The sequence below is a fragment of the Bradyrhizobium canariense genome, assembly GCF_019402665.1.
In the GTDB taxonomy this organism is placed as follows: Bacteria; Pseudomonadota; Alphaproteobacteria; order Rhizobiales; family Xanthobacteraceae; genus Bradyrhizobium; species Bradyrhizobium canariense.
The window spans coordinates 71,533-84,937 of record NZ_VSST01000037.1 but is presented as its reverse complement, the minus strand read 5'-3'; the positions used below and the strand labels follow the sequence as shown (position 1 = coordinate 84,937).

At 63.1% G+C, this 13,405-nt stretch carries 12 protein-coding genes and 1 other RNA gene; 7 read left to right on the top strand and 6 right to left on the bottom strand.

The annotated features are described in order from the left end of the window. Window positions 1-86: 86 nt before the first annotated feature. Complete coding sequence (gene tkt / locus FXB41_RS19440; protein ID WP_219682873.1) at window positions 87-2,072, bottom strand: transketolase; 1,986 nt, start codon at window positions 2,070-2,072, stop codon at window positions 87-89. A 288-nt stretch (window positions 2,073-2,360) separates the two neighbouring features. Here tkt and FXB41_RS19435 point away from each other — a divergent pair, with 288 nt between their 5' ends. The 5 genes from FXB41_RS19435 to FXB41_RS19415 all read left to right on the top strand — a co-directional run bounded on the left by FXB41_RS19435 (window position 2,361) and on the right by FXB41_RS19415 (window position 4,878). Then, entirely contained in the window at window positions 2,361-2,681 is a 321-nt protein-coding gene (locus FXB41_RS19435; RefSeq protein WP_026232773.1) for a DUF4164 domain-containing protein, read from the top strand. Next, on the top strand, window positions 2,678-3,061 hold the full coding sequence (locus FXB41_RS19430; protein WP_007599950.1) for a cell division protein ZapA: 384 nt from the start codon (window positions 2,678-2,680) through the stop codon (window positions 3,059-3,061). Before FXB41_RS19435 ends, FXB41_RS19430 begins: the two co-directional genes overlap by 4 nt. Before the next feature lie 48 nt (window positions 3,062-3,109). Next, window positions 3,110-3,269: non-coding RNA, 6S RNA (gene ssrS / locus FXB41_RS19425), on the top strand. A 210-nt stretch (window positions 3,270-3,479) separates the two neighbouring features. Then, window positions 3,480-4,076: a 5-formyltetrahydrofolate cyclo-ligase gene (locus tag FXB41_RS19420; protein ID WP_219682872.1), complete on the top strand. Its 597-nt coding sequence runs from the start codon at window positions 3,480-3,482 to the stop codon at window positions 4,074-4,076. Further along, a complete protein-coding gene (locus FXB41_RS19415) occupies window positions 4,054-4,878 on the top strand; it encodes a TIGR00282 family metallophosphoesterase (protein ID WP_007599952.1) in 825 nt (274 codons plus the stop codon). The genes FXB41_RS19420 and FXB41_RS19415 overlap by 23 nt, the downstream gene beginning before the upstream one ends. A 158-nt stretch (window positions 4,879-5,036) precedes the next feature. Here FXB41_RS19415 and FXB41_RS19410 read toward each other — a convergent pair whose 3' ends face one another. The 5 genes from FXB41_RS19410 to FXB41_RS19390 all read right to left on the bottom strand — a co-directional run bounded on the left by FXB41_RS19410 (window position 5,037) and on the right by FXB41_RS19390 (window position 11,969). Next, window positions 5,037-6,380: a cytochrome c gene (locus tag FXB41_RS19410; protein ID WP_219682871.1), complete on the bottom strand. Its 1,344-nt coding sequence runs from the start codon at window positions 6,378-6,380 to the stop codon at window positions 5,037-5,039. Continuing rightward, on the bottom strand, window positions 6,377-8,554 hold the full coding sequence (locus tag FXB41_RS19405; protein WP_219682870.1) for a xanthine dehydrogenase family protein molybdopterin-binding subunit: 2,178 nt from the start codon (window positions 8,552-8,554) through the stop codon (window positions 6,377-6,379). Before FXB41_RS19405 ends, FXB41_RS19410 begins: the two co-directional genes overlap by 4 nt. 8 nt (window positions 8,555-8,562) lie before the next feature. After that, window positions 8,563-9,027 carry a (2Fe-2S)-binding protein gene (locus FXB41_RS19400; protein WP_219682869.1) on the bottom strand — a complete coding sequence of 155 codons (465 nt, stop codon included), beginning with the start codon at window positions 9,025-9,027 and terminating at the stop codon, window positions 8,563-8,565. 450 nt (window positions 9,028-9,477) lie between these two features. Beyond that, entirely contained in the window at window positions 9,478-11,367 is a 1,890-nt protein-coding gene (locus FXB41_RS19395) for a sensor histidine kinase (protein WP_219682868.1), read from the bottom strand. Between the two features lie 266 nt (window positions 11,368-11,633). Continuing rightward, entirely contained in the window at window positions 11,634-11,969 is a 336-nt protein-coding gene (locus FXB41_RS19390) for a hypothetical protein (RefSeq protein WP_245285968.1), read from the bottom strand. Between the two features lie 178 nt (window positions 11,970-12,147). Here FXB41_RS19390 and FXB41_RS40895 point away from each other — a divergent pair, with 178 nt between their 5' ends. Together FXB41_RS40895 and FXB41_RS19385 are read left to right on the top strand one after the other, a co-directional pair. Next, window positions 12,148-12,411: a hypothetical protein gene (locus FXB41_RS40895; RefSeq protein ID WP_007599963.1), complete on the top strand. Its 264-nt coding sequence runs from the start codon at window positions 12,148-12,150 to the stop codon at window positions 12,409-12,411. A 107-nt stretch (window positions 12,412-12,518) separates the two neighbouring features. After that, a complete protein-coding gene (locus FXB41_RS19385; RefSeq protein WP_007599964.1) occupies window positions 12,519-12,767 on the top strand; it encodes a hypothetical protein in 249 nt (82 codons plus the stop codon). Window positions 12,768-13,405 lie beyond the last annotated feature (638 nt).

Sequence of the window (13,405 nt, the reverse complement as noted above, 5' to 3'; positions counted from 1 at the left end):
TTTTTTTAGGGCGGACGCCCGGTTCGGCCGGGCGGGGCTTGATCATATGAGAGTTAGGTAGTCCTTTTTTTCGGCAATCTCAACTCTCAGGAAACGCGTTTCAGAACGGCGTTAACCGCGGCCTCGGCGGTAATGCCAAAGTGCTGGAATACCTTGTTGAGAGGGGCGCTGGCGCCGAAGGAGTGCATGCCGATAAATTCGCCATCCTGGCCGATCACGGCGTCCCAGCCCCAGCGCACGGCGGCCTCGATCGCGACCTTGATGGGGGCGTTGCCGATGATCTCGTCGCGGCGCTCCTTTGGTTGCGCTAACAGGAGCTCAAGCGAGGGAACCGAAACCACCCGGGTCGGAATGCCGCGCTCGGCGAGCTGCTTCTGGGCGGCCACGGCCATCTCCACTTCGGAGCCCGAGGCGAACAGCGTCGCCTTTGCTTCGCCCTGGGCGGCCACCAGTTCGTAGGCACCAAACCGGCAGGGGCTTTCGTTCGGTGCGGTGGTGCGCAGCTGCGGCAGGTTCTGACGGGTCAGCGCCAGCACCGTCGGGCCGTCGATGCGGTTGAGCGCGAGCTCCCAGCACTCGGCAACCTCGATGGAATCGCACGGGCGGAACACGCGCATATTGGGAATGGCGCGAAGTGCCGAGAGATGCTCGACCGGCTGGTGGGTCGGGCCGTCCTCCCCGAGGCCGATAGAATCATGGGTCATCACATAAACGACCCCGGTCCCCATCAACGCGGCGAGCCGCATTGCCGGCCGCGCATAATCGGTGAACACCAGGAAGGTCGCGCCGTTCGGCGCAAAACCACCGTGCAGGAAGATGCCGTTCATCGCCGCGCACATGCCGTGCTCGCGGATGCCGTAATGGATGAAGCGGCCCTTCGGCGTCTTGGCCGAGAACGCGGTTGCCGACTTCGCCTTGTTGTTGTTGGAGCCGGTGAGGTCGGCCGAGCCCGCCAGAAATTCCATCGGCATCGCGCCAGCAATCACTTCGATCACGGCTTCGGAGGATTTGCGGGTCGCCGCATTCATCGGCTTTTCCAAGAGCTCCTTCTTGTAGCCTTTGAACGCCTTCGCCAGCGCCGCTGGGCGCTCGTGGCGCAGCCGTCGCTCGAACTCGGCGCGCTTGCGGCTGCCGAGTTCGCCGAGCCTTGCTTCCCATTCCTGTCGTGCCGCCGCGCCGCGGCTGCCGGCCGCGCGCCAGGCCTTGAGCACGTCGTCGGGCACCGAGAACGGCTCCAGCGAAATGCCGAGATTTTCCTTGGCGGCCTTGAGTTCGTCGGCACCGAGCGCTTCGCCGTGCACCTTGTTGGTGCCGGCCTTGTGCGGCGCGCCGAAGCCGATGGTGGTGCGGCAGGCGATCAGCGTCGGCTTGTTTGATTTCTGCGCGCGCGTGATCGCGGCTGATATCGCAGCCTGGTCATGACCGTCGATCTTCTCGGCCGCCCAGCCGCACGCCTTGAACCGCTTCACCTGGTCCACGGAATCGGAAAGCGAGGTCGGGCCGTCGATCGAGATGCCGTTGTCGTCGTAGAGCACGATCAGCTTGTTGAGCTTCCAGTGCCCGGCCAACGCGATCGCTTCCTGCGACACGCCTTCCATCAAATCGCCGTCGGAAGCGATCACATAGGTATGGTGATCGACGATCTTTTTGCCGAACTCGGCGGCGAGCATCTTCTCGGCGAGCGCCATGCCGACAGCGGTGGAAATGCCCTGGCCGAGCGGACCGGTGGTGGTCTCGATGCCCTTGGTGTGGCCGTGCTCGGGATGTCCCGGCGTCAGCGATCCCAGCTGGCGAAAGTCCTTGAGCTGGTCGATCGTCATCTCGGGGCTGCCGATCAGATACAGCAGCGAATAGATCAGCATCGAGCCGTGCCCGGCCGAGAGCACGAAGCGGTCCCGGTCCGGCCAGTCCAGCGCGGCGACGTCGAATTTCAGGAATTGCGTGAACAGCACGGTCGCCATGTCGGCGGCGCCCATCGGCAGGCCCGGATGACCCGATTTCGCCTTCTCGACGCCGTCCATGGCGAGGCCGCGGATCGCATTGGCCATACGGTTGTGGTCGACCTGCGTCATGTCTGAAAATCCGTCTGAAATGAGGCGCTTGTGGCTGGATTTGGCCGCGCCGGAAGGAGCCTTTCGGCCGCTGGGGTCGCGGCTGGGATAGCATCTCGGTTCCGACAGGCCAAGGCAATCAAACGCCGGTTTGGCCGCAAAAGTTGCTTAGCAGTGCATAGTTTCGTGGCGGCGTTGCGCTCCGCTAGCTTGCCACGTAAATTTCTGCTTCTAACCGCTTGCCGAACCGAGTCTTTTGCCGGACGGCAAGCCCCCAGGGGATAGGCCACAGGTTCCGCCGCTGACTGCATGAACGATCGCGTATCCAACAGCTCTGCCATGACCGAGTCCTCGGCCGTCGAGATCGAGATCGCGACCCGCAGGCTCATGGCGGCGCTCGACTCGCTCGAAAGCGCGGTGGAGCGGCGGCGCGACGCCGATCGCGACGAGAACGAGCTCGCTGCGCGGATCCAGGCGCTGGGCGCGGACCGCTCGCGGCTTGCCGACGAGCTCGACGGCGCGCTGGTGAAGGCGCGCAAGCTCGAGCGCTCCAGTCGCGAGATCTCCGATCGGCTGGATTCCGCGATCGTCACGATACGTTCGGTGCTCGATACCGGAGAGGACGGATGAGCCACATCAACGTCACCATCAACGGCCGGCAATACCGCATGGCCTGCGAGGAGGGCCAGGAGGTGCGGCTGCTCAAGCTCGCCGAAAGCCTGGAGACGCGGATTCAGTCGCTGCGCGGAAAGTTCGGCGAGATCGGTGATGCCAGGCTCACCGTGATGGCGGCGCTGACCGTCTGCGACGAATTGGTCGACGCCGGCAACCGCATCCGGACCATGGAGCAGGAGCTGACCGAACTGCGGGATTTCCGCAACGCCGCGGTCGAGCGCGCCCGGCTGACCCAGACCGCGGTCGTGAACGCACTGAACTCCGCGGCCGAGCGCATCGAGAAGTCGACCCAGGTCCTGAACCGCACCGTCGGCAACGGGATCGCCATCGGCTGACCGTTCACCGGGCTGGCGATTCGTCAGCATCGTTGTTACATTGCCCGAGCGGGGCTGCGACGCGCGTCAGGAGCCATTATCCCCGGGGCCTTATCGATCCTTTAGGGAACTGTCCCTGGCCGGGCCCGTGGGCTCGGACATATGGTGCCCACCTACTTTCGTAGGGAACTCCGGGATCGAGTGCTTCAACGGCGTTCGCGGCTTCGCACTTTTGTTTGCTTGGTTTGTGCCTGTTGAAACGACTGCGGCCAATTCAACAGGTGTCATGCCCCGGCTTGACCGGGGCATCCAGTACGCCGCGGCGTCGAAATTTGATTACTGGCGTCTCTGGAATACTGGATCGCCCGCCCCAGTGCGCAAGGGCGCACAAGGCGGGCGATGACAGCGGAGCAAGACTTCGCCTTCGGAGCAAGCGCACATGTCCAACACCAAAGCCGAACTCCGCGCCAAAGCCCTCGCGGCGCGCGATGCGCTGAGCGAAAAGAAACGCACCGCCGCCGCCGCCAAGCTCGCCAAGCGCGGGCTGCCGTTCCAGCTCCTGCCCGGCAGCATTGTGTCAGGCTATTCGCCGATCCGCAGCGAGATCGATCCGATGCCGCTACTGAAGACGCTCGCAGAGCAGGGTGCCCGGCTCGCACTGCCTTGCGTCACCGCGCGCGGCCAGTCGCTGATCTTCCGCATCTTCAATCCGAACGATCGCCTGATGCTCGGCCCGCTCGGCATTCCCGAGCCGTCGCCTGGGGCCGCTGAAGTCATTCCCGACATCATGCTGACGCCGCTCGCTGCCTTCGATCGTCTCGGCCACCGCATCGGCTATGGCGCGGGGCACTACGACCACACCTTCGCGCATCTGCGAAAAACCAAGACCATCGTCGGCATCGGGCTCGCTTTTGCAGCGCAGGAGATCAAGGCGGTTCCGGCACTATCCCACGACGTCGCGCTGGATTATGTGCTAACGGAATCCGACGTATTCGATTTCCGGAGTTCTGAAGTTGCGCATTCTGTTCGTGGGTGATGTCGTCGGCCGTGCCGGGCGCAATGCCATCGCCGAATATCTGCCCGGCATGGTCAAGGACTGGTCGCTCGATTTCGTCGTCGTCAACGGCGAGAATTCCGCCGGCGGCTTCGGCATCACGGAAGCGATCTATCAGGAGTTTCTCGATGCCGGCGCCGACGCGGTGACGCTCGGCAATCACTCATGGGACCAGCGCGAAGCACTCGTATTCATCGAGCGCGCCGAGCGTTTGGTGCGGCCGGCGAACTATCCGCGCGGTACGCCCGGCCGCGGCGCCGCATTGGTCGAGACCAAGAACGGCAAGCATGCGCTCGTCGTCAACGCTTTGGGCCGCGTCTTCATGACCCCGTTCGACGATCCCTTCGCAGCGCTGGAGCGCGAGCTCGGCGCCTGCCCGCTCGGCATCGCCGCGGACGCCATCGTCGTCGACTTCCATTGCGAGGCGAGCAGCGAGAAGCAGGGCATCGGCTTCTTCTGCGACGGCCGCGCCAGCCTCGTCGTCGGCACCCACACCCATGTGCCGACCGCCGACCACCAGATCCTGTCAGGCGGCACCGCCTACATGACCGATGCCGGCATGACCGGCGACTACGATTCCATCATCGGCATGCAGAAGGAAGAGCCGCTGCGGAGGTTCACCTCCGGAATCCCGTCAGGCCGCTTCGAGCCGGCGGCGGGCGCGGCGACGCTCAGCGGCGTCGCCGTGGAGACCGATGACGCGACAGGGCTCGCACTGCGGATTGCCCCGGTGCGCGCGGGCGGCCGGCTGGAGCCGGCGACGCCGAAATTCTGGTTGAGCTGAGTTCTCGCGTAGCTCACCACACACTCAGTGTCGTCCTGGCGAAAGCCAGGACCCATTACCACCGGCCGTGGTAATGGGCAGGCTCGCGGTCCAAAGTGTCGTATCAAACAGGCAGTCGGGGTAATGGGTCCTGGCTTTCGCCAGGACGACAATGGGGCCTACTCCGCCGTCTGCTCCCTCAACCCCGCCACATCCTTCGCGGTCAGCTTGGACCCCTTCGTCCCGAACCGCGCCGTGACATAGTTCGCCACCGCCGCGATCTCGTCGTCGCTATACGCCTCACCGAACGCCGGCATCGACAGCGCGCCGTCGGGCGTGTGGCGCTTGGTGCCGGACAGCACAATCTGCGCCACGTTGGTGGCGGCGGGGTCGTTGACGGCCCAGGTGCCGGTCAGCGTCGCCATCGGCGAGACCGGGCTCTCGCCGCTCCAGCCGTGACAGCTGGCGCAGGCGCTGGCGAACATTTTCTTGCCGCGCGCGTCCGCCGTAACGCCGTCCTTGTGCGAGGCGGGGGCAATGGGTGCGATGGTTGCGGGCAGGTCGGGCGAGGGCTGCGGCGGCACGCTGCGCAAATAAGCGACGATGCTGCTTATGTCCTCAGGCGCGAACTGGCTGAAACTGTGGTCGACCGCTTCACCCATCGGACCCGACGCCGAGCCGTGGCCCGGCGCATGGCCGAGCGACAGATAGGAGATCAGGTCCTCGTCGCGCCAGCTGCCGAGACCAGTGGCCTTGTCGGAGGAGATGTTGAAGGCGCGCCAGCCGGCCGTGATCGCGCCCGCAAATTTCTTGCGGTTGTCCAGCGCAAAGCCGAGATTGCGCGGCGTATGGCATTCGCCGCAATGTGCCAGCGCCTCCACGAGATACGCGCCGCGATTCCACCCCGGGCTCTTCGACGTATCAGGCGCAAAGCGCGTGTCGGGATTGAACACGACCGACCAAAAGATCATCGCCCAGCGCTGATTGAACGGGAACGACAGCGTGTTCTCCGGCGGCTTCGCGCGCACCGCCGGCAGGCTGAACAGATAGGCCTTCACCGCCAGCACGTCCTCGTCCGTCATATAGGTGTAGGACGTGTAGGGCATCGCCGGATAGAGCCGGGCGCCGTCATGGCGCTTGCCGCGCTGGACGGCGTTGAGAAAATCCTGGTCGCTGTAATTGCCGATGCCGGTGTCCTTGTCCGGCGTGATGTTGGTGGAATAGAGCGTGCCGAACGGCAGCTTGAAGCCGAGCCCGCCGGAATAGTCCTTCTCGCCGGGCTTGGTGTGGCAGACCATGCAGTCGGCCGCCTTCGCGAGGTATTCGCCGCGTTCGACCAGGCTCGCCTTCTCCAGCTTTGCCGGCACGCCGGTCGGCTTGCCGGCACGGTAATCCGCCAGCGCCACCTTGGGGCCGCCGGCGAAGTCGAGCGGGCCGGGCCCGCGGATGATCCAGACGCCTGATACCACCGCGACGATGGCGATCACGACGATGCCAGTGAGGATACGCATCTTGCCGCTCATGCCTTTTTCCCCGCAGCCAGCAGTTTCCGATCGATCGGCAGGCGCCGCAGCGCGACGCCGGTTGCCGCGTAAATGGCGTTGCGCAGCGCCGGCGGTCCGGCATTGACGCCGGCCTCGCCGATGCCGCCGGGCGCCTCGCCGCTCTTGACCACGACGACCTCGATCTTCGGCATCTCGTTGATGCGCATCATGCGATAGTCGTGGAAATTCGACTGCTGCACGCGGCCCTTCTCGATGGTGATCTCGCCGTAGAGCGCGGCGGTGAGGCCGAACACCAGGCCGCCCTCGATCTGCGCTTTCACCGTGTCAGGATTGACCGCGATGCCGGTGTCCACCACCGAGACGATGCGGCGGAGCACGATCTCGCCGATATCGTCGATCTCCGCTTCGACCACGGTGGCGAGGAAGCTCGCAAACGACGGCTGAACGCAGACGCCGCGACCGACGCGCGGGGGCAGCGGTTGGCCCCAGCCGGATTTCTCGGCCGCGAGATTGAGCACCGCGAGCATGCGCGGATTCTTGGTCAGCATCGCGCGGCGGAATTCGACCGGATCCTTGCCGGCCTTCCGCGCGAGCTCGTCCATTGCGCATTCGACCGCGAACACGTTGTTGTTCGGACCGACGCCGCGCCAGAAGCCGGTGGGCACCGCCGGCGGTTCGGCGCGGACATATTCGACATGGAAGTTGGCGAAGTCGTAGGGCGCATCCACGGCGGCATCGACCGCGTCGATGTCGATACCCTTCTGGAACGCCGGCGGCAGCCAGCGCGCCAGCACGGCTGAGCCGGCGACCTTGTACTTCCACGCTGCGACCTTGCCGTCGACCAGCGATGCCGTGACCTGGTCGCGATAGACCGGGCGGTAGACGTCGTGCTGGATGTCCTCCTCACGGGTCCATATCACCTTCACGGGATAGTCGACCTGTTTTGCGATCTTCACGGCGGCCACCACCATGTCCGGCTCGAGCTTGCGGCCGAAGCCGCCACCGAGCAGATGCTGGTTGACGATCACCTTGTCGACCGGGAGGCCCGCGGCCTTCGCCGCCTCCGACTGCACGCGCGTCATGATCTGCGTGCCGGTCCAGATCTCGCAGGCTTCAGGCCTGACGTGAACGGTGGCGTTGATCGGCTCCATCGAGGCATGCGCAAGGAACGGCAGTTCGAAGCTCGCCTCGAACCTGTCGCCGCTTGCGAGCCCCTTGGCGATGTCGCAGACCGATTTCGCGACCACGCCGTCCTTCTCGCTGGCGGCGCGCAGATGCTGCCAGATATCCTTTGTGCTGAGCTTCGCGTTCGGTCCCTCGTTCCACTCGATCTTGAGCGCATCGAGGCCTTTCTTCGCGGCCCACATGTGATCGCCGATCACGGCGACCGTGTCCTCGAGCACCACGACCTTGCGCACCCCCGGGATTTTCACCGCCGCGCTGTCGTCGACCTTGCCGACCTTGCCGCCAAAGACCGGGCAATTGGCTATCGCGGCGATCTTCATGCCGGGCAGGATCGCGTCGATGCCGTACACGGCCTTGCCGTTGACCTTGTCCGGCGTGTCGAGCCGCTTCAAGGGCTGGCCGATGATCACGAAATCCTTGGGATCCCTAAGCGGCACGTCTTTCGGCGGCGACTGGCCCTGTGCAGCCAGTGCCAGTTCGCCATAGCCAAGCTTGCGGCCGCTTGCGGCGTGCACGACCTCGCCTTTCGACGCGGTGCAGCTTGCAGGCTCGACCTGCCATTGCACTGCTGCGGCCTGCACCAGCATCGCGCGCGCACTGGCGCCGGCTGCGCGCAATGGTGTCCACCAGGCGCGGATCGAGGTCGAACCACCCGTGGCCTGCAAGCCGAAGGCAGGATTGGCGTAGAGCTTATCGTTGGGCGGCGCGTGCAGCACCGCAACCTTTGCCCAATCGGCGTCGAGCTCTTCGGCCAGGATCATCGCAATCGAGGTATAGACGCCCTGGCCCATCTCGACCTGCGGCATCAGGAGCACGGTGCGGCCGGTCTCCTCGATCCGGATGAACGCGTTCGGCGCGAACTTGCCGTCGGTGGTGTCACGCGGCTGCTCCGGCTCGTTGACGGCGGCGCGCAGCGGCAGGTGGAAGGCGAGCAGGAAGCCGGTGGCGAGACCGCCGGTCAGAAGCGCACGGCGGGAGACGTCAGGAAGAGTCTTGTCGGTGATCATGGCGGACCTCATGACTGACGGCCGGAGGCGGCCTGCTTGATGGCCTCGCGGATGCGCACATAGGTGCCGCAGCGGCAGATGTTGCCGGCCATCGCCGCGTCGATGTCGGAATCGTCAGGGCTGGGCGTTGCCGCCAGCAGTGCCGCGGCCGCCATGATCTGGCCGGACTGGCAATAGCCGCACTGGATCACTTCGGCATCGAGCCAGGCCTTCTGCACCTTTGCGCCCGCTGGCGTGCTGCCGACATGCTCGATTGTGGTGATGGTGCGGTTCGCGACCGCGCTGACCGGCAAGACGCAGGAGCGGACTGCCTTGCCATCGACGTGCACGGTGCAGGCGCCACACTGCGCGATGCCGCAGCCGAACTTGGTGCCGGTCATCCCAAGGACGTCGCGCAGCACCCACAGCAGCGGCATGTCAGGTGGGGCGTCGAACGACTTCGTTTCGCCATTGATGGTGAGAACAGTTGCCATATGCATCCCCTTGCTCGCGCGATCGCTTACGGCGATCTAGTCAGCGAATTTGCGCGCACAATAATCATATCGATGCGAAACGATGAAGCGTCGACATTTCCGGCAATGCATATTTGCGCAGCGAGCGGGTCAGGCCATGACGTTCACGAATTTGTGCGGCGATCACTGCAGTGATTTTGGGCTAATTGATATGATAATCGTCATGTTTTGACGCTTTTGCTTCACATGCGCGCCGTTGATCGCCGCAGATGATCGTGCGAATGCGCAAAATCATGCGATGACGAAAGTCGTGCGATTGTGGAAGTCAGACGGCGACGCGGACTTCTGACGCGATCAATTGCAGCAACTCATTGTTGTGCCCTCTCCCCTTGTGAGAGAGGACAGCGACGCCGGTAGACGCAGGCTCACTCGGGTGAGGGGTCTCTGTCCGCGTATGGGCGCCGTTGTGGATCAACCGACAAAGGGGAGCCTGATCGTGAACGAGGCACCGCCGTGCTCCCGATTACTCGCTGATATGAATCCGTTGTGCGCTTCGATAATGGTGCGCGCAATGGACAAGCCCATGCCCATGCCTTCCGCTTTGCTGGTGTAAAACGGCTCGAAAACCTGTTTCAATTTGTCTTCTGGAATGCCGGGTCCGCGATCTGATACGGATAGCTCGGCAAACTGATCGGCGCGCGCAGTCCGGATGCTGATAGTGCGGCTTTCGTGAGACGTGTCCTTCATAGCCTCGACCCCGTTCAGCACAAGGTTCAAAATGACTTGTTGAAGCTGAATGCGGTCGCCGAGGATCGGTAGCGCATCGGACGTGATCACGTTGACCATTTCGAATTTTCGGCTGACGGTTAGCGCCGAAAGAAATCTGACCGTCTCTTGCACTACCTCGTTGAGGTCCAGTTGCTTCAATTCGAACGGCGCCTTCTTTAGGAGGCTGCGCATCCTGCGAATGACCTCGGTGGCGCGCCGGTCATCCTGTAAAATATCGTTCACAATTTCCCTGAGTTCAACAACATCGGAAAGTGCAGCGATATCGGGACGCTGCGATTGCAGGATCGCGGCTGCGGTTTCAGCGTTCGTCAGAATAGACCCCAGCGGCTGGTTGATCTCGTGAGCAATCGAGGCGGTCAGTTCACCAGCGGTCGCGAAGCGATTAACGTGAGCCAGTTCAGTCATGCGCTGTCGCGACTGTACTTCGGCGAATTGCCGACGACGATGTTCAAATAACAAAAGCGCGATCAGTCCCGCTTGCGCGAGGACAAGCGCGATAGTGAATGTGATTTGCCACCAATATCGCTCCCACAACGTGGGCTCCCGGAAGTAGACGGCGCTACCGGGCGGCAGATTGCGCTCGGCAATTCCCCACCGCTGCATTTGTCGCCAGTCGAATATGGGAGATGCAACGTCAACGAATGATGGCTTGATGTCGGCGATCTTTTCGCCATTGAGGATGCGAAGCGCGACCTTGGCGGCTTTGGTGCTTTGCTCAATCACGGAATGCATGGGGCCACCGACGATGCCGTCTCCAAAAAAAGATTGGTCGTGAGTAAAGATCGGCGCGTTGGCCACCTTGGAAAGTTGGAGTAACGCGCCGGGCCCCTCATACGCCACGCCCGCGGCGTCAACATTCAGCAAGAGCCAGAAGATCGCACTATGTGGCGGGAGGGTCGCTGCGTCCTTCTGAATTTCTTCAAATGAAAGTTCATTGTAGTATCGAATTTGTACTCGCCCGGCCAGCGGCGCGGTTCGTCGGCGCGTCTCTTCCAGCCAATACGTTTCGCTTGGAGATGCTCCAATTACGACTGCAATCGTGGTTGTTAGAGGCAAAACACTCAGAATATTTTCGAAGAACTCGATGGTGTTGTTGGTCGACCCTACCACGGTGTCATTTTCGCCCAATTTATCGAAGGCCACGCGCCGCCGCTCCACAGCCGTCAAGACCATCGGCGTATTTGGGAAAAGCTCTTTTCGGTGTCGCTGGACAAAATTGGCGGCTGGGGCGCCAATGGACATGATTAGATCGGGCGGGTGCTGGGCATTAAGGGCGTGAAGATATTCGACGAACGGACCATCTGATTTGTCGTTACTCAGGCGAGCAACCACAAGCGAGTGGTCCTGAAACTCCACGTTGCTGCGCCGACTTATTTCGGATCGAATGGCCTCTGCATAAACGGTCCAGGGCTTGAACCGAAGGCCGAACGAATGCAGCATCAGAACACGTTTGGGCGCTGGATCAGCTGCATGACTTTGGCCTGTCGTCGCGATCAAAAATGCGACGGTCAACGCAGCGGTGAATCTCCGCACGCGACAGGTTCGCCATGAGTGAGGCAGCCAGAAAAGCATCGCACTCCGAGCCCCGATCCAAGTGGAGTACCGTATCCGCTCGATCAGATTATCAACAAGCGGAGACAAGGGAAACTACGGGGCAATTCTGACACGAACAGTCCGCAAGATTTCATAGCGGGGCGTCGCGCGGTCCCCGCGATACGCCACGTCGTCCAGAGTACCTGCAGACCGATGGCGCAGGGTCGCTATCGTCGGACGGTCACCGCCAGCGCTTGCTTGCGCGCACAGAGGGCCAAGTTGCGCTATCGCCGCGTCGCCACGGATTAATAGGCGCAAATATAGTTCCCGTAAGCATCGTAGCAACTGCGGCGGTACGCAGCAGTGCCAAGGGCAGCCGCGCCGACCGCTGCCGCTCCTACACCGTAGCCTCGATAGCCGTAGCCGCGATAGCCGCCACGATAGCCGTAGCCACGGTAGCCTGCGCCGCGCACTGCAACAGCGCCGCCGCCCCGCGGTCCTCGAACTGCGACCGCACCGCCGCGGTAACCGCCGCCGCCCCGATAGGCACCTCCGCCGCGCCGAGCCTCGGCGTCATCGGGGATCAAGCAGACGATGAGCAAAACGAAAGCGGCAAGAGGAGCGAGAATATAGCGGAGCATGATGGAACCCTTCCATGAATTCATTGAGCCCCGCTCGCGAGATTGCGGCTCCCTGTGCGCGTGGGCTTGATGTAGATCAATCGAACCCGCGCACTGCCACGCCTACGCTATGTTCAGCCGCACCTGAGGCGGCTTCCGTCACCTTTCGGTGACGCAAGTGCGAAGAGGGAGGTCCGCCATGCATCCGAGGAAGCTTCTTTCGATCAAGTCAGCGACGGTCGCGGGCATTGCCGCCAGCGGCCTGCTTGGGCTTGCAACCCTGTCGCTTAGTCCAACCCCAGCCAAGGCTGTGATTTACTGCCAGTACGTAGAATATCCCGCGGGTTGCGTTGCCCGGGCAGGCGTCGTGCTCAGGCCGCGCCCGGTGGCGCGCGCCGCAGTCCGTCATAACGCCGGTGGCAATGCGAATGGTGGCGTCAACCGCGTTGGAGCCGGGCGGTAAAGGCCGGTTTCGCAAGCCAGCAAGAAGCCGTCATCGTTTCGTCCCGGTGGCGGCTTTTCTTGGTCTGGCGGGGATAGTCACTAGTACCGCCGGGGCGGCATTAGGGCATGAAACACACTTGGTATGTCACTTTTGAAGTGCCGCCGGACGGCACACTGTCAAGGCGGCGACATCCGCGTCTAACGAACACGTTTGAAAGCGAAGCAGCAGCTAAGGATTTTGCGCGCACCAAATTCAACGACGGACTGATCGTCACTGCAGGGACTATCATCCCTCACTTTCCGAGAGTGTCGATCCCATCGACCGAAATCCCAACGTGGCTTGAAGCACCGAAACAAGTTGATCCAGATCAATAGCTAGGCCACGGACGCTGGTGACATGCTCTGACGGGGCAGCAACCGGGAGCCTGAACATGAATGAACGTTCGGAGCCGAAACAGGTCTGTCGTCGCAACGCACTCACTTTCCTTGGATACGCAGGGGTGTTTGGGCTTGTGGCTTCGTCCTCAATTTTTGCGGCCTCAGAGGCTGTTGCTCAAACCACCGCGCCAGCCGCCGCGCCTACTACGCCGCCAGCGGACGCGCCTAAGTCGGGTACGGAACGCCGCCAGGAGCGGCGCAGCGGGCGAACAGAGCGGCGGCAGGAGCGCCGCGCCGGCCGCACGGAGCGGCGGCAAGCACGGCGTACGGGACGCGACGAGCGGCGGGACGCACGCGACGGCACCACCACCGGCGCCGCGACGGAGCAGAAGAAGTAATCGTCCATCGGGGTAACAACAGCATCGGCCCGCGCCAGCGCGGGCCGCAGGAGGGCCGTTCGTCGCGCCGCCAGCGCAGGGCCCAGAATCGGGCAAAGGCCGGGCAGCGCATCAGCCCCACGGGCCGCGATCTGCCGGGCCAAATCCCACCGAGACGACGCGCACGATCAGGAACCGCACGCAAGGGACACTCTACCGACACCGATATCGGTTTTGCTATTTGCGTCAGTCAGTTGC